This is a genomic window from uncultured Polaribacter sp. (genome assembly GCF_947503855.1).
Taxonomy (GTDB): Bacteria; Bacteroidota; Bacteroidia; order Flavobacteriales; family Flavobacteriaceae; genus Polaribacter.
On sequence record NZ_CANNFF010000006.1, the window covers coordinates 103,164 to 122,014 of the forward strand.

General features: G+C 29.9%; 18 protein-coding genes and 2 tRNA genes. 4 read left to right on the forward strand and 16 right to left on the reverse strand.

Annotated features, from left to right (window positions below):
• Window positions 1-27: 27 nt before the first annotated feature.
• On the reverse strand, window positions 28-1,476 hold the full coding sequence (locus tag Q0662_RS06570) for a TonB-dependent receptor (RefSeq protein ID WP_298948170.1): 1,449 nt from the start codon (window positions 1,474-1,476) through the stop codon (window positions 28-30).
• A 77-nt stretch (window positions 1,477-1,553) separates the two neighbouring features.
• On the opposite strand from Q0662_RS06570, the gene Q0662_RS06575 reads away from it, so the two are divergent.
• A complete protein-coding gene (locus Q0662_RS06575; RefSeq protein WP_298948171.1) occupies window positions 1,554-2,336 on the forward strand; it encodes an MBL fold metallo-hydrolase in 783 nt (260 codons plus the stop codon).
• 260 nt (window positions 2,337-2,596) lie between these two features.
• Here Q0662_RS06575 and Q0662_RS06580 read toward each other — a convergent pair whose 3' ends face one another.
• The 10 genes from Q0662_RS06580 to Q0662_RS06625 form a co-directional block, all read right to left on the reverse strand.
• Window positions 2,597-3,457, reverse strand: coding sequence for a hypothetical protein (locus Q0662_RS06580; protein ID WP_298948173.1), 861 nt, complete (start codon window positions 3,455-3,457; stop codon window positions 2,597-2,599).
• Window positions 3,458-3,604: 147 nt separating this feature from the next.
• Entirely contained in the window at window positions 3,605-4,837 is a 1,233-nt protein-coding gene (locus tag Q0662_RS06585; protein ID WP_298948174.1) for a DEAD/DEAH box helicase, read from the reverse strand.
• Between the two features lie 61 nt (window positions 4,838-4,898).
• Entirely contained in the window at window positions 4,899-5,540 is a 642-nt protein-coding gene (locus Q0662_RS06590) for an alpha/beta hydrolase-fold protein (RefSeq protein WP_298948175.1), read from the reverse strand.
• Window positions 5,541-5,556: 16 nt separating this feature from the next.
• On the reverse strand, window positions 5,557-5,883 hold the full coding sequence (locus Q0662_RS06595) for a hypothetical protein (RefSeq protein WP_298948176.1): 327 nt from the start codon (window positions 5,881-5,883) through the stop codon (window positions 5,557-5,559).
• 3 nt (window positions 5,884-5,886) lie between these two features.
• A complete protein-coding gene (locus Q0662_RS06600) occupies window positions 5,887-7,146 on the reverse strand; it encodes a dihydroorotase family protein (protein ID WP_298948177.1) in 1,260 nt (419 codons plus the stop codon).
• Entirely contained in the window at window positions 7,143-9,083 is a 1,941-nt protein-coding gene (locus Q0662_RS06605) for a BatA domain-containing protein (protein WP_298948178.1), read from the reverse strand. Before Q0662_RS06605 ends, Q0662_RS06600 begins: the two co-directional genes overlap by 4 nt.
• A 73-nt stretch (window positions 9,084-9,156) precedes the next feature.
• Window positions 9,157-9,921, reverse strand: a complete 765-nt coding sequence (locus Q0662_RS06610) for a TIGR02757 family protein (RefSeq protein WP_298948179.1) — start codon at window positions 9,919-9,921, stop codon at window positions 9,157-9,159.
• A gap of 1 nt (window position 9,922) precedes the next feature.
• Complete coding sequence (locus Q0662_RS06615; protein WP_298948180.1) at window positions 9,923-10,471, reverse strand: CPBP family intramembrane glutamic endopeptidase; 549 nt, start codon at window positions 10,469-10,471, stop codon at window positions 9,923-9,925.
• A gap of 49 nt (window positions 10,472-10,520) precedes the next feature.
• Entirely contained in the window at window positions 10,521-11,180 is a 660-nt protein-coding gene (locus tag Q0662_RS06620; protein WP_298948181.1) for an ABC transporter ATP-binding protein, read from the reverse strand.
• A gap of 92 nt (window positions 11,181-11,272) precedes the next feature.
• Window positions 11,273-13,693, reverse strand: coding sequence for a DUF5916 domain-containing protein (locus tag Q0662_RS06625; RefSeq protein ID WP_298948182.1), 2,421 nt, complete (start codon window positions 13,691-13,693; stop codon window positions 11,273-11,275).
• A 240-nt stretch (window positions 13,694-13,933) separates the two neighbouring features.
• Between Q0662_RS06625 and sucC the strand changes: the two genes are divergently transcribed.
• Complete coding sequence (gene sucC, locus Q0662_RS06630) at window positions 13,934-15,130, forward strand: ADP-forming succinate--CoA ligase subunit beta (RefSeq protein WP_298948183.1); 1,197 nt, start codon at window positions 13,934-13,936, stop codon at window positions 15,128-15,130.
• 239 nt (window positions 15,131-15,369) lie between these two features.
• Here sucC and Q0662_RS06635 read toward each other — a convergent pair whose 3' ends face one another.
• The 3 genes from Q0662_RS06635 to Q0662_RS06645 all read right to left on the reverse strand — a co-directional run bounded on the left by Q0662_RS06635 (window position 15,370) and on the right by Q0662_RS06645 (window position 16,444).
• Window positions 15,370-16,173, reverse strand: coding sequence for a carboxypeptidase-like regulatory domain-containing protein (locus Q0662_RS06635; protein ID WP_298948184.1), 804 nt, complete (start codon window positions 16,171-16,173; stop codon window positions 15,370-15,372).
• Between the two features lie 66 nt (window positions 16,174-16,239).
• A tRNA-Leu gene (locus Q0662_RS06640) sits at window positions 16,240-16,323 on the reverse strand.
• A 48-nt stretch (window positions 16,324-16,371) separates the two neighbouring features.
• A tRNA-Lys gene (locus tag Q0662_RS06645) sits at window positions 16,372-16,444 on the reverse strand.
• Between the two features lie 96 nt (window positions 16,445-16,540).
• On the opposite strand from Q0662_RS06645, the gene Q0662_RS06650 reads away from it, so the two are divergent.
• Window positions 16,541-17,056: a shikimate kinase gene (locus tag Q0662_RS06650; protein ID WP_298948185.1), complete on the forward strand. Its 516-nt coding sequence runs from the start codon at window positions 16,541-16,543 to the stop codon at window positions 17,054-17,056.
• Here Q0662_RS06650 and Q0662_RS06655 read toward each other — a convergent pair.
• Window positions 17,048-17,551: a phosphoribosyltransferase domain-containing protein gene (locus Q0662_RS06655; RefSeq protein WP_298948186.1), complete on the reverse strand. Its 504-nt coding sequence runs from the start codon at window positions 17,549-17,551 to the stop codon at window positions 17,048-17,050. The genes Q0662_RS06650 and Q0662_RS06655 overlap by 9 nt on opposite strands.
• Window positions 17,548-17,928, reverse strand: a complete 381-nt coding sequence (locus Q0662_RS06660; protein WP_298948187.1) for a S4 domain-containing protein — start codon at window positions 17,926-17,928, stop codon at window positions 17,548-17,550. The genes Q0662_RS06655 and Q0662_RS06660 overlap by 4 nt, the downstream gene beginning before the upstream one ends.
• Before the next feature lie 79 nt (window positions 17,929-18,007).
• Between Q0662_RS06660 and Q0662_RS06665 the strand changes: the two genes are divergently transcribed.
• Window positions 18,008-18,817, forward strand: a complete 810-nt coding sequence (locus Q0662_RS06665) for a peptidylprolyl isomerase (protein ID WP_298948188.1) — start codon at window positions 18,008-18,010, stop codon at window positions 18,815-18,817.
• Window positions 18,818-18,851 lie beyond the last annotated feature (34 nt).

Below are 18,851 nucleotides of genomic sequence, written 5' to 3' on the forward strand. Positions count from 1 at the left end.
GTTTTTAGAAAGGTTTAATTTTGATAACTATTTTTTTACTTTAGTTCTAGAGTAGCCAAATAATCTTTTTTGTTTTATTATTTCGGGTATCCCTTCTGGTAACATTTCTTCCCAACCTTTTTCGCCATTAATAATCATTTTTAAAACAGTTCTAGAAAAAATATCTAAAATGTCTTTATCAATGTTATCAATATTAATTAAACGCCCATTATTTTTAAAGAACTTGTACAATTCTTTCATTCGTGGGTGTACTTTAAGGTTTTCGCTATTAATATACTCTCCAGATTTTTGATCATGATAAGGGTACATATATACTTTTAAATCTCTATAAAATAATTTACCAAAAGCCTCTAAAATACCACCACTTAAGTTTCGGTAATATTTTTCATCAAAAATCTGAATTAGGTTATTCACCCCCATGGCAAGTCCCATTCTTTCTTTGGTAAACTCACTAAAATATTCTACTAATTTAAAGTATTGTTGAAAGCTAGTAATCATCACGTTTTGCCCCAAAGAACAAAGTAATTCTGCTCTATCTAAAAAGTCTCTTTCGTTAATCTTACCTTCTGCTGTTAAGTTACTTAAGGTAATTTCAAAAATAATTTGTGTTTTACTTTCATCAACTTTTTTTTCGTCTAAAAAGAGTTTTTTAGATTTTTCAAACATATCCATATTAACTTTTGTAACAGGTCTAAAGCTACCTCTTAAAGCCAATATGTTTTTTTTGTATAAAACTTGTGCGGGTAATAGATTGTTTCCATCAGGACCAAACATAACAGCATTTGTCATTCCGTTTTTAAGCAGTTGTAAACTCATTAAACGATTATCGACATACATAAAACGTGGACCAGAAAAATTAATCATATCAATTTCTAACTGATCGTTACTTAAATTATGATAAAAAGATTTTACTAATTCTTTAGGGTTATCATTTAAGTAAAAAGCCCCATAAATTAAATTTACCCCTAAAACGCCTAAGGTTTCCTGTTGCAAACGTGCATCAGTTTCTTTAAAACGAAGGTGTAAAATAATTTCGTTGTAACCTTCTAATGGATCTAGTTGAAAGCGAATACCAACCCAACCATGTCCTTTAAATTTTTTTGCAAAATCTATAGTGGTTACTGTGTTTGCGTAACTGAAAAATAATTTATCAGGGTGTTTTTGTCTACTAAGTCTGTCTTCAATTAAATCAATTTCGTGCCCTAGCATTTTTTTTAAACGAGGTTGCGTAACATAACGTTTGTCGTCTTCAACACCGTAAATAGCGTCAGAAAAATCTTTATCGTAAGCACTCATCGCTTTTGCAATTGTACCAGAAGCGGCACCAGATCTAAAAAAATTACGTGCAGTTTCTTGTCCTGCACCAATTTCAGAAAAAGTTCCGTAAATATCTGAGTTTAAGTTTATTCTAAGTGCTTTGCTTTTAGTAGTTGGTACACTACTTATTTTTTGATCTCCCTTTAAAGAAATAGCCATAAATGTCTTTTTAATAATCCTAACAAATGTAAGGAATAAGTGTGCAATCAGTCAATTTTTATCTTATTTTTGTTTGTATGAAAACTGATAAAAAACTGTTAAAACTCACTTTTTTAGGTACAGGAACTTCGCAAGGTATTCCTATGATTGCAAGTAATGATCCTGTGTGTTTATCTACAGATACCAAAGACAAACGTTTGCGCTCTTCTGTTTTAATTTCTTACGGAGATAAAAATTACGTTATAGATTGTGGTCCTGATTTTAGGCAACAAATGTTAAGAGAAAATATACAGTTGGTAAATGGGGTCTTATTTACCCATGAACATGCAGATCACACAGCTGGTTTAGATGATTTACGCCCCTATTGTTACAAAATTGGTGAAATGCCAATCTACTTATGTCAGAGAACTTTGGCGAGTTTAGAACAACGGTTTCAGTACATTTTTTCTGTAGAAAATAGATATCCAGGAGCTCCAAGTGTAACTCCCAATATTGTAAAAAATGATTCCTTTTTTATAGATGATTTAAAAATTACGCCCATACAAGTATTGCATGGTAACTTACCCATTTTGGGCTATAGAATTAACGACACTGCTTATTTAACAGATGTGAAAAGTATTACGGCAGAAGAAAAATCAAAGTTAAAAGATTTAGATATCTTGATAGTAAATGCGTTAAGAATTGATAAACACCCCACACATTTTAATTTAGAGGAAGCTTTAGGTTTTGTTAAAGCTCTGCAGCCTAAAAAAACTTATTTTACGCACATTAGTCATAAGTTAGGTTTTCATAAAGAGGTTTCTAAAAAACTACCCAAAAATGTATTTTTAGCTTACGATGGTTTAAAGATACAAGCATAGGTATAATATAATATCTCTGTTAATTTCTTTTAAAAATGTAATTCCAAAGACTTACACAGCAGAAGAGTTTGTTTGAAAAATTGTTTTGGGTCTTTGATTTTTGGGAGATTCGTTAACGTTATTTTATAAAAATAGTTGCTTTGTTTAAGTAATATAGTTAGTAAATAATTACTGACAGAGAAAATGAAGTGCACCCAAAGGTTTAGACAAATTTATAATTAATTTTGATAATAATGAGCTCGATATTCAATCGGACTTATTCAGTTTATTGGCGGTTCAATTGTTAATTTCAGTACAAAACTGTCTTTTTTTCTGTTTATTTTAATTATTTCACAATCTATTATTTCTCCGTTTTTTAATCCGTAAGTATATTTTTTTGCTGTTGTTCTAAAGTTAGGATAAAACTCTTTTTTTATTGGTACTGTTGCTTTATGTTTCCCTAAAACGAAATATTCGGGTTTTCCACTTTCATTGATTGATACAGTAGTCTTTTGGATTGTGCCTATCAATTTTTCCATTTCTCCATTCCTCCATTTTCCTCGTTCAATATTGTCTCCAAGAACAGGCTGGTTGTTTTCATTATTCCCTTGGAATATAGTTTCAATTTCATCTCCAACTTTCCAGTTTTCGTAATCCGATTTATCTAAAAATGTTGATATATGAATCAAACCCAAAATTGAACCGCATTTCCAATTAAAGTGAAGACCTAAATCCACAAAAAAGCCATAATTTGTTTTCCTTAAGATTATTCCACAGTATTTAGAACACTTTTCTAAATTCATGTTTTTAAATTCTTGTTCTTTTGCGTCTATTTGGATTGAGATTGGATTTTCCTCGATTTGATAGATTTTTCCTGAAAAAAAATTACCAATTAATGAGTTTGAAGCGTTTCTCCAAAATTCGATCGATGGATATGACCAACCAAAATGGTTAAAAGAAACAAAAGCAAATAATCCACCAACCTTTACTAAAAAACCTTTGTCTTTCGGTTTAACGATTCGGAAAGTCAACTTTGTTTGATTTTTATAAGCCTCTTTGATATTCAGCAATAAATCTTGAAGATAATCTTTGTCGTTTTTCGAGTCAAGATAGTATTCAATATTTTCTGCTGTTTTTCCCAATGTTCAATGTTTTTTTCGTGTGTGTGGCAACTTAAGACGAATTATGACGTCGTTTTAATACTGAAACAAGTTCAGCACAAGTGATTTATATTCGGCTTTAAATAAATTACAGGTTTTTAAATTTAGAAACAAAATAAATTAAGTAGCTTAATACCAGCGTTTTTTCTTCTTTTTAGAAGCTGTAGATTTTCTACCTTTTTTATGTTTAGAAACAGTATTGGGTTGTTTTTTGGTGTGTTTTGGTTTTGCAATTGGGTAAGGATGGTCTGTAATTACTTTAATCGGCTTTTCTAATAAAGCCTCTATGTTTTTGATGTAAGAATTTTCATCTGGAGAACAAAAAGAAAACGCAATACCCGATTTTCCTGCTCTACCAGTTCTACCAATTCTGTGTACATAGGTTTCAGCAACATTAGGAATATCAAAATTAATAATAGCATCTACATTGCTAACATCTATACCACGTGCAGCCACATCTGTAGCGATTAAAATATGTGCTTTTTTGCTTTTAAAATCTTCAATAGCTTTGTTTCTAATGGCCTGTGTTTTATCACCATGAATACTTATAGCATTATAACCATTTTTAAGCAAGGTTTGTTCTAATTTATCTACACCAAACTTGGTACGTCTAAAAATGATAATTCGTCCATTAATGGTGTTTCTAAGTAAATGTAAACACAAGTCTGTTTTATTCTTTTTGGGTAAATAATATAGTAATTGTCCGATATTTTTAACAGTAGCTTGTTCTGGGTGAATCTCTATTTTTATTGGATTTTTTAGAATAATATCCGATAATTCTACAATTTTATTGGGCATGGTTGCAGAAAAAAGAAGCGTTTGTTTCTTTTTGGGGCATAAACTTTCAATTTTTTTAATGTCTTTAATAAAACCCATGTCTAGCATTAAATCTGCTTCGTCTAAAACAAAAATTTCTACAGTACTCAAATCAATATTTCCTTGCATTTGTAGGTCTATCAATCTACCAGGAGTTGCAATTAAAATATCTACGCCTTTTGCTAAAACTTCTTTTTGTGGTTCTAAAGAAACACCACCAAAAACAGCCGTTGCTTTTATAGCTGTATATTTGCCAAAACTGTTGCAGTTTTCTAGAATTTGTATGGCCAATTCACGAGTTGGCGTAAGAATTAGCGATTTTATTTTTTTTACCTTTGTATCACTATTTTGGGTTGATAGCAAATGTAAAATAGGCAATGCAAAGGCAGCTGTTTTTCCTGTACCTGTATTGGCAGTAACTACCACATTTTTCTTTTGTAAAACCAAAGGAATTGCCTTTTGTTGAACCAGTGTAGGTGTGTGAAAGCGCTGTTCTGCAACTGCTTTTAAAATAGATGGGTCTAAAGGGATTTCAGAAAACTGCATGTGTAATATTTTTAAACAAAGGTAGTTTAAAAATATGCTGTGGTAGATTTTTTTCTAAAAACTACAAATTCTTTACAAGCCAGTTTTTAACGCTGAAAAAATTTTGTGGTGCAACTCCATGACCAACATTGTATTCAGAATATTCGTTTTTAAGCCCCAAGTTATCTAAAAAAGGTTTAGATTCTCTTGCCCAAGCAACAGGTAAAACTTGATCTACAGTTCCATGAGAGCAATAATATTCGGTTTTTATGTTAGAGGGCATTTCTGTAGGTAATAGTTCTTTATTAATGTAACCACTCAATGCAATTACATATTGTACTTTATTTGGATAAAAAAAGCTTAAAGAATAACTTAAAATTGCACCTTGGCTAAAACCTAATAAAAAGGTTTTATCTGGATTTGTTTGGTATTTGGCTTGAATTTCATCAATAAAATCAGCAATTTTATGAATAGATTCTTTTGCTTCTTTTATATCAGAAAATTTCCCATTAATGTCATCAAAATTGATAGAATACCAAGCAAAACCACCAAAACCCATAGAGAGTGGTGCTTGGGCACTTACAATTAAAAATTCTTCTGGTAACTCTTCTGCAAACGAAAATAAATCTTGCTCATTACTACCATAACCATGTAGTAAAATTAATAATGGTGTTTGTTCGGTTTTTATTTTGGGTTCTCTAACAATGTAGTGTAAATTACTCATACTCATAAAAGTGTATTTAAATATTTCGAAACCATTCTTGAAATTTCTCTCCAAATAAAGGAACAAATTTTACTTCTTTTTGTAAAGCGCTAATAAAACCTAGTGCAAAAAGTACTAAAACTCCAAATCTACCAATATTGCCTGCAAAAGTGCCAAAATAACCATACACAATAAATTTATTTGCAAAATATAAAATATGTAAACCTAGGCTTTGCCTGATATGAAAACTTGCAAAATAATTGTTTTTGTGCCTGTTAGAAATATAAGTTATTACAAGTCCAATAATTGTTAAATAGCTAAAAACACCAATGTTTTTAGCTTGTTTATTTGTTTGGTTTTCCAAAGCTTATGCATTTAAAACCAATTGGTTGTTTGCAAAAATACCATAGGCTTTTCCTGTTAATTTTTTGTCTAAAAAAGCACTGTTTTTTGATGTTGATAGCATATGTTTCTTTGTAAAAGTGTACGATTCTTCTGGAGTAAAAAGTGATATTTCTGCTTTTTGACCTTCAGCAATTGAGATTGCTTTTAAACCAAAAATACTTCTTGGCTTGTGGGTAATGTTGTCTATAAAATCATCTAAAGCTAAAACAGAATTGATAGCTCCAAATGCACTTTCTAAACCAATGGTTCCGTTTTTAGCTTCGCTAAATTCTACTTTTTTATGTTCGACGTCTATAGGATTGTGATCCGATGTAATTACATCAATAACACCAGATTTTATACCTTTTTGTAAGGCTTTACAGTCTTTATTTGTTCTTAAAGGCGGATTTGTTTTGTAATTGCTGTCAAAGCCATGTAGCTCTTGGTCTGTAAGTGTTAAATGATGAGCGGCTACGCTACAAGTAACTTGTAAACCTTTCTTTTTGGCTTCTTTAATTAAATCTACAGATTTTGCACTAGAAATCGTTGGGATGTGCAATTTGCCTCCTGTATATTCTAGTAAAAATAAGTCTCTGGCAATTTGTATGTGTTCTGCTAAAGCAGGTGTACCTTTTAAGCCTAACTTTGTGCTGTTTTCACCTTCGTGTGCAATGCCCTCTCCAGCAATGGCTTTGTTTTTTGGGAAACTCAAGACCAATCCATCAAAATTCTGAGCATACAATAAGGCAATTTTCATTAAATTATCATTGCTTATCGGTTTGTTATAGTCAGAAAAAGCAATAGCTCCAGATTGTTGCATATCATACAATTCTGCCATTTCTATACCTTTACTTTCTTTTGTTAAAGCAGCAATAGGATATAACTTTGTAGCAAAACCTTGGGCTTTGTTTATTAAAAACTCTACACCAGATTTGTTGTCAATCACAGGGTTAGAATTCGCATTTACTGCAACAGCTGTAAAACCACTTTTTGCAGCTACTGTTAAACCATTTTTTATGGTTTCTCGTTCTTCAAAACCAGGTTCTCCAAAAGAAACACTGGTATCAAACCATCCACATGAAACATGTAGGTTTTCTTTTTCAACAAGTTGATAATCTTTCTTGTAGGGTAGGTTATCTGCAATTTGTGTGATTGTTCCATCAGTAATTAAAATGTCTTTAGTTTGTTGATGAAATGGGCTAGAAGTATCTATAATTTTTGCCGATTTTATAAGCGTAATCATGGTTTATAGAATTTTAAAATCAAAATTTCTAACAACAAAGATACAATTGCCAAAGCTAAAAACCATTTCCATAGCCAATGAACTTCGTTATTTTTATTAATTTCGTTGAAAACTTCTTTAATAGAGCTAGAAATTGTAATGTTTTTGTTGTTTTCTGATAGGGTGTTGAGGTCTAAAAAGTTTAATAAACTTTCTTCTTTAGGATAGTTGAAAGCAATATTCTGTATTTTTTTATTACCTTTTAAAATGCTGTAAAAACCTGCTGTTGTTGGTTGTTCTTTGGTTTTTAATATAACTTTATTTTGGTAATTTTGTTGAAGTGGAATTAAAGATGTGTTGTTATTCGCAATTTTTAAAATGGCATCTTTACCTAAAGAGGTTTCAATTTCTATGGTATTTTCTTGGTCTATCGTGTATGCTAGCTTAGGGTATTGAAAACTCAATATACCAAAATTGTAAAAAACAGGGACAATTAATGGTGATTTTAAAAAATTACTATTGCTCTTGTTTAAAGCGCTTGCAACATAATAGGTTTTGTTATTTCTTAATTGAGTGATAAAATCTGTATTATTTTCAAAAGAAACAATTTTAGAGTTTGCGCCTAAAATAGGGTAATAACTATATACTTTTGGATATTGAAAATTAGTAACCTTATTTAAAAAAACATTTTTAAAAATAGGGTGTTTATAGTTAATAGTTGTAATTTTTAAGGTGTCTATCTTTTTTGGTTCAATTTTACCCAAATTTAAATTTCTTAAAAATAGATTGTAAGAATTTAAGTCGATTTTTTTACGGGGTATAATTACAATGCTACCTCCATTTTTAGAAAATGTAACCAAGCTTTTTAGTAAAATTTCTGGGATATTTTCTAACTCATTTAGAATAATTAATTGTTGTTCTTGTATGGTGTTATAATTGATATTTTGTAATGCAGTTTTTGTGAATTCAAATTCGTTTTCTGTAAAAATTTTTGCTAAAAAATTCGCCTCATTTCCAATAGTTAAAACTCGTATTTTTTGGTTGTTGTTTAGAGTGAAAAAATAGGTGTTATCAAAAGTAAAAGTATCGTTAAAAGTTAGTGTTAATTTTCCTAAAAATTCTTTCGTATTTTGAATGGTGAATTGTATGGTTTTTTTAGTGTCTTTTAGAATAGGAAAGGACTGCTTACTCAATAAGATGTCTTTGTTAAAAATAGCAATTGGCACATTGTCTTTTGCAGCACCTTGATTTTTAACTACCACATTTACTGTAAAATTTGTACTGTTTTTATTGCTTATGAAAACACTATCTATAGAAAGGTTATTTTTTTGTGATGCTTGCAGTTTTATAGCGTTAAAATCAGGTGTTACATTTGTGAATTTAAAATTGTAATTAGATTGAAAATCAGATATTAAAATGTTTTTATTTGAAGTATTTGTTTTATTTTTTTTTTCTTGATTAATTTTTAATAAAACCGTTTCTAAAGATAGTTTTTTAGGTGTGTTTTGGATGTTTAAAAGTATTTCTTTTAAATCAGATTTACTAATATTTTTATAAAAATCTGAATTTGTTAGTAAAGAAAATTCACTTTTATCATTTGCATGTTCTATAATTTCTTGAGCTGCTATTTTTAATAAATTCCCTTTTTCTCCATTGGTATTTGTGCTTAAAGAATTGTCTAAATATATAAAATTATGTTGTTTTTTATTGATGTTTTTATTGCTGAAATAAGGTTGCGAAAAAGCAAAAATTATCGCTAAAAATAATAGCAATCTACTTGCTAAAATTAACCACTTTTTTATACGAGAACTTTTACGAGTTTGCTGTTGCAATTTTTGTAAAAACTCAACATTTGTAAATGGTATTTTAACAAACTTTTGTAGCTGAAAAAGATGTACCAAAATAGGTATAATTAACAGTGCTAAAAAGTATAAAATTTCTGGATTTCTAAATTGCATTTAATTTTTTCAAAGATTGTTTCTACGAATTTATTACAAAAAAAAGGATTTAGAAATGGTTGTTAACTTCTAATTAAAACTTTTCGAAAACACCTAAGCCAAATAATGCAAAATCGTATTTTACAGGATCGTTTTTATCTAACTTTCTAAGATTTTTATCTAATTCTGCAACAGCTTTCCAATCGTTTTGTTTTCTAAGTAGTAATTTTAATTTTCTGGCTACATTACCAGAATGCACGTCTAAAGGACAAGATAAATGTGCAGGATTATGTGTTTTCCAGATTCCGAAATCTACTCCTGCAGCATCATTTCTAACCACCCAGCGTAAAAACATATTTATACGCTTTGCAGCAGAGTTTTTTAAAGGATCTGAAACATGTTTTTGTGTTCTTTGTTGATGTTTTACCTCAAAAAACACTTTTTTAAAATGATTGATAGCAGTTTGATAGGTTTTAGAGTTGTCTTTTATGGCAAGTATATTTTCTAAGCCATTATATTGGTTGTAAATGTGTTTTAAAGATATTATAAACTGCTGAAAATCGATATAATTAAAGGTTCTATGTACAAAACTCTCAAATATTTTTAAATCTGATTCTTGATGATTGATAATAAAATCAAAAGGCGAATTGTCTAACAAATCCATCATTTTTAAGGCATTTTTAATTATCATGGTTCTATTACCCCAAGAAATGGTGGCTGTTAAAAAACCTGCTATTTCAATATCTTCCTTTTTAGAAAATAAATGTGGAATTTGAATTGGATCTGACTCAATAAATTTTGGGTTGTTATACAAAACAACTTTGTTGTCTAAAAAGTCTTTTAATTCCGTTTTTTTCATTTTAAAAATCTGATATAAAGCCTATAAGTATAAAAAATAAATTATAACTACCATGCAAAAGCATAGACCATTGTAAACCAAAACGTACTCTTATATAGCCAAAATAAGCACCTACTAGGGTTTGTGGTAATACTAAAATAGGTGCTAAAAGTAGCACATTAGTTGTTATATCAAAATTTGTTAAATGTACTAAACCAAAGGCTAGGGTAAAAAAGTAAAAACCAATCTTAAAAGTTTTTGGTTTTTTAAAAGAAGTTAACGGGCCTCTAAAAATTAATTCCTCTATAATAGGTATTGCCATTGAAGCTAAAGCAATTATTTGTAGTTTGCTCATTTCTTTAAAAAGTTCTTCTACTTTATGGTTTTCTAAGTTTATCCAGTTTAGTTGTTCAAAAAGTGCAAAAACAGGAGAAATTACGATGCTAGTTATGATGCTAATCATTAAAATATGTAAATATATTTTAAAACGATATTTTAAATCTGAATTTTGATCTTGATTTAAAATAGGATTTTTTAGGTAGGCAATTAGTGCTGTAAATGTTGTTTTCATTGCAAATGTTTATATTGTTGTTGTATAAAAATAATAGTTGTTAGAGTGTTTAAATAATTTTACCATCTTTCATGGTTAGTGTTCTGTCTGCCATTTTAGCCAACTCTTTGTTATGAGTAACCAAAACAAATGTTTGACCAAATTTATCGCGAAGCTTAAAAAAAAGTTCGTGTAAATTTTTGGCAGATTCACTGTCTAGATTTCCACTGGGTTCATCTGCTAAAATTACAGACGGATTGTTAATTAAAGCTCTTGCAACAGCAACTCTTTGCTGTTCTCCACCAGAAAGTTCGTTCGGTTTATGGTTTATTCTATGAGATAATCCTAAAAAAGCCAACAATTCTTTAGCTTTCTCTTCTGCTTCTTTTTTTGATTTTTTTGCTATAAATGCAGGTATACAAACATTTTCTAAAGCTGTAAATTCTGGTAATAGTTGATGAAATTGAAAAATAAACCCAATATGGTTGTTTCTAAAAGAGGATAATTCTTTGTCAGATAGATCTTTTAAAGAAATGCTATTTACAGAAAGCTGAAAATCTTGCTCTTTAAGGGGCTTGTCTAAGGTGCCAATAATTTGTAAAAGAGTTGTTTTACCAGCACCAGAAGGACCTACAATAGCAACAATTTCGCCTTTTTCTATTTGTAAATCTACTCCTTTTAATACTTCTACATCACCATAATATTTGTGAATATTTTTACTAACAATCATTGTTTTTGAATTTCAAACGAAAATATAAAAAAGAAATCAGAAACGCGTTGGCATTTATGATTTCAAATTCAAATTAATTTATAAAAAATGTTCTAAAAAATGTTTTTTATGCTTTTGTAGTCTATAAAATAAACAAATCTTACAGAAAAAGTGTGTTGATTTGGTTGCTTGAATAAATTTTCTAAGTTTTCGTAAAAGTTTAAGCCTGAGTTTGAATTGTTATCAAAAATTGAATTTCTATAAAAAACAATTAATTGACTTCCTGGAGCAAACTGCCAGAAATAATTCAAATCTAAATTCCAGCTATTAAAGTTTACATCATTTTCGATATAATTATTTTCCGATAAAGTACCATCTGAATTTAAGTTATAAAAACCATTATAGGCAACATCACTCCAATAATGCCTAAAACTTAAAGATAAAGATGAGTTTGTGCTAAAATTATATTTTCCAGAAATGTTGTTAGAATAATCTTTACGATCTCTTTGTCCGAAAATTACGTTAGAGTCATCTTGATTTACAAATCCTTGATCATTAAATCTTTTGTTAAACCTTAAACTATATTGTAAAGAAAATTGATTTGTAAATCGATATCTTGGACTTAAGCTAAATCCATAGCCCTTTTGTGGATGATTAGTATATGCATTGTAATAAATATCTGCATTTATTTCTAATTTTTTTTGAGAATTGGTAGAAATCCATGTGTTTACATTCAGCCTTTCTGGTCTTAAAAAATAAACGCCACTTGTAGTTCCTTGTCTTGGTTCAAAATAGTCTCTTCTTTCTGAGCCATAATTTAAATTACCGCCAAAAGTAAAGCGTTTTCTTGTTTGAGCACTTGCTCCTAAACCAGCGTTATACCCTGTAAAAGCTCCAGAAAAATGCTGGAAATTAGCTTGATTGTAAAAATTAAAATTATACCTGTTAAAGTTTTTGGTGGGTTGTAAAGTTCTCCAACCTGCACTTCCATAAATGCTTTGTTGGTTGTTTCCAAATTGTATACCTAAATCGTTGGGATTAAAATCTTTATTAGTAAAATTATAACCTAATTCCCAATTCCAGTTTCCAGAGTTGTAGCCAAAACTATTATCAAAAGTATACCCCATATTAGAGTTGTTTGCATCATCAGAAATAGTACTCATCCTAAAGGAACCATCTGCATTATATTTACTGTCTTTCGTTTCTATATGCCAATCTAAAGCAGTTACATTGGCGTCTCTAAAACGACCATCTCTAGTTACGTTGGTATTAATTAAAGAAACTGTAGAATTCTGATTGAATTGTTGGTCTAAAACCAAAATATTATAGTTTGTAAATGGATTTATTACCTCCTGTCTTGTTTGTTCAGTTGTATTATTTTTTATAGTTGCTTTTGTAGTTTCTGTGATGGCATTAAAAAAACCAATACCCAAACCTTTTTTGGTTCTTCCAGAAATTTTTACAGCATTTAACATGGTAACTTTACTGGGGTAATCTATAATTTCTTCGTCTTTAGAAAGAGTAGAAGCTACATTAAATTGATCTATAGGTGCTGCACCAATTCTCCTTGAATAAAATAAATTTGCAATATTAAATAGCTCTGTACCTTCTGTAAAAAACTGACGTTGTTCAGTAAATTGTTGTTCAAATGGCCCTAGGTTTAACTCTACATTATCAAAACCTACTTGACTAAAATCTGGAATTAAAGTAGCATCTAGGGTAAAGTTTTCTGTAATACCATATTTTAAATCCATACCCACACTATAATCGTATGTGGTTTCTCCATCAAAAACAATGGAAGTAGCAGAAGCATAAGGATATAAATTCAATCTTGTTGGTGGTTTTATGTTTGTAAAACCTTCAACCAAACCATCATATTGAGTCCATCTTCCTACAGAGTTGTCTATATGTGTCCAAGTATGTTGTTCATTTAATCTTTCTAAACGTCTGTGGAAGTTAAAACCCCAAGATTGTATAGGTCTGTTTGCAAAACGAATGGTTCTGTAAGGTAATTTTATCTCAACATTCCAACCTTTGTTTGTAATTTTTGCAGCACTTTCCCAAACTGCACTCCAATTAAAATCTTCTCTTCCATTAGAAACTTTAGAATCTGCTTGGTTTCCTGTTGATTGCACAACAAACTCAAATGGGTTTTGGCCATCATCATTTGGGTTTATTGTTACTAAAAAGAAATCTGCTTGACTAAAGTTATCTCTTACAGCAAATTCTTGAGGTATATTTTCTGAATCTGGATCTAGCATTTCCGCAGAAATGTAAACAGCATCATCATCATAAATAACTTTTACTGTTGTTTGATATTCATCTTTTACTGGAACTCCGTTTTCGGGTCTAAAAATGACAAAATTTGTTAGTAATTCTGCATTTTTCCATACATCATCATTTAAAAAACCGTCTATCTTTGGTGCTTCTGATACTCTTGTTGTAGTTATTTTTTTTCTGTTTTGATTATTTTGAGCGTAAAAAGAGCTTATTGTTAAAACCAATAGCTTTAAGATAATAATTTTTTTGAACATGTTTTTCTGGGTTGATTGTATGTTAACACAAAGCGAAAGTATTTAATCCAAATAAAGTACTTTTAAAAAATTGTGTTAACTGTATGAAAGACGCTGTTATTTTTAAAGTGTTACAGTTTTAATGTGTTAAAGATTTCTTAAAGAAATAAAAGTTTTTAATTTTTGCTTTTTTTATAAGAAAGATTGCAAAATTTTACATCTGAATTTGTATTTTTGCTTGCGTTTAAAAACATTAAAAGAATGAACTTACACGAATATCAAGGAAAAGAAATATTAAATAGTTTTGGAGTTAGAATTCAAAGAGGAATTGTAGCAAGCACACCTTCAGAAGCAATAGATGCAGCCAAAAAATTAACTGAAGAAACTGGTACGGGTTGGCACGTTATAAAAGCGCAAGTTCATGCTGGTGGACGTGGAAAAGGTGGTGGTGTTAAGTTGGCTAAAAACCTAGACGAAGTAAAAAGTATTTCTGATGATATTTTAGGCATGATGTTAATTACACCGCAAACTTCAGCAGAAGGGAAGTTGGTAAATCAAGTTTTAGTTGCAGAAGACGTATATTATCCTGGTGATGAAGAGCCAGATGAATATTACATGTCAGTTCTTTTAAACAGAGCTACTGGTAAAAACATGATTATGTATTCTACTGAAGGTGGAATGGATATAGAAACTGTTGCTGAAGAAACTCCACATTTAATTTTTACTGAAGAAATAGATCCATTATTAGGTTTAATGCCTTTTCAAGCAAGAAAAGTGGCGTTTAACTTAGGTTTATCTGGTATTGCATTTAAAGAAATGACAAAATTTGTTACAGCTTTATACACAGCATATATCAAGTCAGATTCTTCAATGTTTGAAATCAACCCTGTTTTAAAAACATCTGATTCTAAAATAATGGCTGTTGATGCTAAAGTATCTCTAGATGAAAACGCTTTATTTAGACATAAAGATTACGCAGCAATGCGCGATTTAAGAGAAGAAAACCCAATTGAAGTAGAAGCAAAAGCTGCTGGTTTAAATTATGTAGATTTAGATGGTAATGTTGGTTGTATGGTAAACGGTGCTGGTTTAGCAATGGGTACTATGGATTTAATTAAAGAATCTGGTGGAGAACCAGCTAACTTTTTAGATGTTGGGGGTACAGCAGACGCACAAAGAGTAGAAACTGCTTTTGGTATTATTTTAAAAGACCCAGCTGTTAAAGCTATTTTGGTAAATATTTTTGGAGGTATTGTACGTTGTGATAGAGTTGCGCAAGGTGTTGTAGATGCTTATAAAAATATGGGTGATAAAATTACCGTGCCAATTATTTGTAGATTACAAGGAACAAACGCAACTGAAGCAAAAGAATTGATAGATAATTCTGGTATGAAGATTATTTCTGCAACAGAATTTCAAGAAGCTGCAGATAAAGTAGCTGAAGTATTAAGTGCTTAATACTAATTGTTTAAATATATTTAAAAAACGCCTCATCTTATGAGGCTTTTTTTATGGAGATACCTTTTTTTTAAACACTATCCAAAAGTTCTGTAAAACAAAAAATATAGTGTAACTAATTTCTAGGTTCATTATCCTATTTATGTAAACAAAAACAGTTTAAAAAGTACACTACCAACGTATTTTAATAGTTAATCAAGTTTAGAAACTTAGTTTCAGACCTTTTTTTTAGATATAATTTAATTCTTCTCAGGAATTTTATTTCTTCCAATTTTACCTTTCTTTAAGGCTTTGTAGTTTTCATAACAATCTAAAACGGCTTCTATCATTTGTAAGTCAGATGCTTTTTTAATAAAATAATCAGAGTAATTACAATCTGTTAACAGTTCAGAAAGTTCTTGCCTGTCCATGTCTAAATACTCCATCATAACTTCTCTATCAAACTTACCAGCAAGCATTTTACGTAAATCATCCTCTTTTTTTAGAGTCTGAAGTTTTTTTAGTTGTTTGGGTTTTTTTCCGAATAAATTATATAAAAAATCTACAGGTTGAAACAATGCAGCCACTGGCGAAGAAAAGTTTTTACTTCTTGGTTTTCCAACCTCATAGGTTTGTGGCAAACCGTTTATATGTATTCTAGTAAAACGATCCTTAGGTACCATTTTTACATCAACTTCTAAAACACCAATCAATTTTGTAGATCTAATTACAACTTCTTTAATTTCTTCAGGTTTCTCATACAAAGCAATTTCTAATTCATTCCCCTTTAGTAAATCGTTGGTAATTTTTAATTTTATAGAAGAATAGCCTAAATAAGATACTAAAATAGTATCATTTACTCTTGTGGGTAGTTTAAAAAAACCTTTATCGTCTGTAATTGTACCTTTAACAGAGTTTAAATTAAGTACGTGTGCCGCACTTAGAGGTTTTTTATTAGTAGCATGTATAATTTGACCTTTTAAGGTTTTTATTCGTAAAGAATCGGTTTGAGAATATATGCTTACCTTTAAAAATAAGCATAAAAATAAAAGTATTTTTTGCATGATACAATATTAGTAATAATCAAGTATAGTTTGGTTAATTTTTTGTGAAAGAAATAAAATAAAAAGTGCGCACGAGAAGATTCGAACTTCCACAAACTTGCGTTTACAGCCCCCTCAAGGCTGCGCGTCTACCAATTTCGCCACGTGCGCTTTTATTTTTAATAAAAAAAGGCCAAGCTTTAAGCTTAACCTTTTTAGTGACCGGGCTGGGGCTCGAACCCAGGACCCTCTCCTTAAAAGGGAGATGCTCTACCAACTGAGCTACCAGGTCTTTTTCTTAAATCGGTTGCAAATATACTATCAATATTGAAATTATTGCCATAAAATTGATTTTTTTTTATCGATATTTGTCAAAAATTTAGATACAATGAAAATCATCCTTTTAGGGTATATGGCATCTGGTAAAACAAGTATTGGAAAAAAACTTGCTAAAAAGTTATCTATGAAGTTTTTAGACCTAGATGACTATATTGAAGAGAAAGAAAATAGTACGATTCCAGAAATTTTTAAAGAAAAAGGCGAAGTATATTTTAGGACTATAGAAAACAAATATTTGTTAGAATTATTAGAAAACAAAACCTCTTTTATTCTTGCTTTAGGAGGTGGCACACCTTGTTACGCAAATAATATGGACTACATAAATAAAACAGATGCACATTCTATTTACTTAAATGGTAGTACTACAAATATGATTGAAAGGTTGATTAGAAAAAAGAGCAAAAGACCTTTAGTGGCTTCTTTAAATGATGATCAAATACCTGAATTTGTTGCAAAACATCTATTTGAAAGACGCCCTTTTTATGAAAAAGCTAAAACAACAGTTTCAATAGACAATAAAACAAAAAAGGAACTAGCTAAAGAGCTTTTTAACCTTTTAAACTAAATAAGCTTTTGCCTGACTATTAGTAAACTCTACACAAACATGTTCCTTAATAGAGGTAGATAAAGAAATGCCTTTAAAATCTGCCTTTACTGGGTATTTTTTATGATTCCTATTAACTAAAACTGCAGTTTTAAAACGTTGTAAGGGTACATCTAAAAAATGTTTGATTCCGTAAATTAAAGTTGTACCAGAATTTAAAACGTCGTCAACTAAAACTAAAGATTTGTTTTTATAATCTTTAACTTCTAAAGATGTAGATATTTTATCTAAAGGTTTTTTTTTGTTAATATTTACCTCACATAAAGTAATTGTAAGTGGTGATATTTGCTCTAAAACGCTTGCAATCTTTTTAGCAAAAGTATAGCCATTACCAATAATACCTGCAAGTACTACTTCTTTTTCATTTACATTGCTTTCGTAAATTTGATAGGCAATTCTCTTAATTTTTTGATTAATTTGAGCTGTATTTAAAATATTATTATCTGTTACAATCATAGGTCTTCGTTTGTATCGTCTTGAAAGTTATCTATATCTCTTCTGTCTTTTTTAGTAGGTCTACCAACTCCTTTTTTTCTGTAATAATCTTTAGCATATTTTAAAAGAGCTGTTTTTTCAAACTCTTCTTTAGGAGTTACATCTTTTCTAAATTGATCTACTAATTTTGCACCAACTCTACTCTCCGGTAAATTTAACACTTTAAATTGATAGTTAATTTGATTTTTTCGCACTAAAATTAATTCGCCACCAAAAACTTCTTTAGAGGGTTTTAAATTGGTGCCATCTATTTTAACTTGCCCTTTTTTACAAGCTGTTGTGGCTATACTTCTTGTTTTAAAAACTCGAATACACCATAAAAATTTGTCAATCCTCATAAAAAAAGTTAAAATGTTATGTTTGTCTTTTTACAAAGGTATAAAAATGGTAAATTGCACCCATAAATTTTAAGATTAAATGAATAAAATTAAAAATATTTTTTTGTTATTACTTTTAGGAGTAGTATTATTTTATGCTTGTGATGATCAAACTGGTTTTCAAAACCCTTTTTTAGATATAGATCATGAGGAATTAGCTTTAGCTGATAATGATACTTTGGTAAAATTTCTAAAATCTCATTATTATGATACTAGTGTAGATTCTGTGAAAACTTTAATAGATGGAAAAACACCTTTATTTGAAGATGATAAACTAGAAACGGTTTCTGCTGTTAGAAATGAAATTGATTACAAACTTTATGTATATCGAACTAGAGTAGGAGATCCATCACCAGATACTGATAAAGGTTTTCCAAGTATTGCAGATTCTGTTTTTACAAAATATTCTGGACAAGCCATTGTAAATGGATCCGATTTAGGAAGTAGTTTTGACAGCAATACCAATGGAGCTTGGTTTTCTTACTCTAACTTAGTTGTTAGAGGCTGGTCTTACGGATTTGAACTTTTTAAAGGAGGGTATTTAAAAAAGGAAGCAAATGGAGATCCTTTTAATGGGCCTATTACTTATTTAAATGGAGGGAAAGGAGTTTTATTTATACCTTCTGGGTTGGCTTATACATCAATAAATCCTAATAACTATAGTAGGAGTTTAGTTAATGCTAATTTAATGTTCTATGTAGAGTTGTTAGATTTTGTTAAAGATACAGATCACGATAAGGATGGTACACCTTCTGCAGACGAAGATGCAAATGGAGACGGTGATTTAACCAATGATTTTAGTGATACAGACAGACCAACCTTACCAGATTATTTAAACCCAAACGTCTGATAATCAAATTGTTTATAAAATTTAAACTCTAAAT

What these genes read in the sequence shown, in the direction of transcription:
- Q0662_RS06570 (WP_298948170.1), bottom strand. Translation starts at nt 1,476, where the DNA reads ATGGCTATTTCTTTAAAGGGAGATCAAAAAATAAGTAGTGTACCAACT.
- Q0662_RS06575 (WP_298948171.1), top strand. Translation starts at nt 1,554, where the DNA reads ATGAAAACTGATAAAAAACTGTTAAAACTCACTTTTTTAGGTACAGGA.
- Q0662_RS06585 (WP_298948174.1), bottom strand. Translation starts at nt 4,837, where the DNA reads ATGCAGTTTTCTGAAATCCCTTTAGACCCATCTATTTTAAAAGCAGTT.
- Q0662_RS06590 (WP_298948175.1), bottom strand. Translation starts at nt 5,540, where the DNA reads ATGAGTAATTTACACTACATTGTTAGAGAACCCAAAATAAAAACCGAA.
- Q0662_RS06600 (WP_298948177.1), bottom strand. Translation starts at nt 7,146, where the DNA reads ATGATTACGCTTATAAAATCGGCAAAAATTATAGATACTTCTAGCCCA.
- Q0662_RS06605 (WP_298948178.1), bottom strand. Translation starts at nt 9,083, where the DNA reads ATGCAATTTAGAAATCCAGAAATTTTATACTTTTTAGCACTGTTAATT.
- Q0662_RS06610 (WP_298948179.1), bottom strand. Translation starts at nt 9,921, where the DNA reads ATGAAAAAAACGGAATTAAAAGACTTTTTAGACAACAAAGTTGTTTTG.
- Q0662_RS06615 (WP_298948180.1), bottom strand. Translation starts at nt 10,471, where the DNA reads ATGAAAACAACATTTACAGCACTAATTGCCTACCTAAAAAATCCTATT.
- Q0662_RS06620 (WP_298948181.1), bottom strand. Translation starts at nt 11,180, where the DNA reads ATGATTGTTAGTAAAAATATTCACAAATATTATGGTGATGTAGAAGTA.
- Q0662_RS06625 (WP_298948182.1), bottom strand. Translation starts at nt 13,693, where the DNA reads ATGTTCAAAAAAATTATTATCTTAAAGCTATTGGTTTTAACAATAAGC.
- sucC (WP_298948183.1), top strand. Translation starts at nt 13,934, where the DNA reads ATGAACTTACACGAATATCAAGGAAAAGAAATATTAAATAGTTTTGGA.
- Q0662_RS06635 (WP_298948184.1), bottom strand. Translation starts at nt 16,173, where the DNA reads ATGCAAAAAATACTTTTATTTTTATGCTTATTTTTAAAGGTAAGCATA.
- Q0662_RS06650 (WP_298948185.1), top strand. Translation starts at nt 16,541, where the DNA reads ATGAAAATCATCCTTTTAGGGTATATGGCATCTGGTAAAACAAGTATT.
- Q0662_RS06655 (WP_298948186.1), bottom strand. Translation starts at nt 17,551, where the DNA reads ATGATTGTAACAGATAATAATATTTTAAATACAGCTCAAATTAATCAA.
- Q0662_RS06660 (WP_298948187.1), bottom strand. Translation starts at nt 17,928, where the DNA reads ATGAGGATTGACAAATTTTTATGGTGTATTCGAGTTTTTAAAACAAGA.
- Q0662_RS06665 (WP_298948188.1), top strand. Translation starts at nt 18,008, where the DNA reads ATGAATAAAATTAAAAATATTTTTTTGTTATTACTTTTAGGAGTAGTA.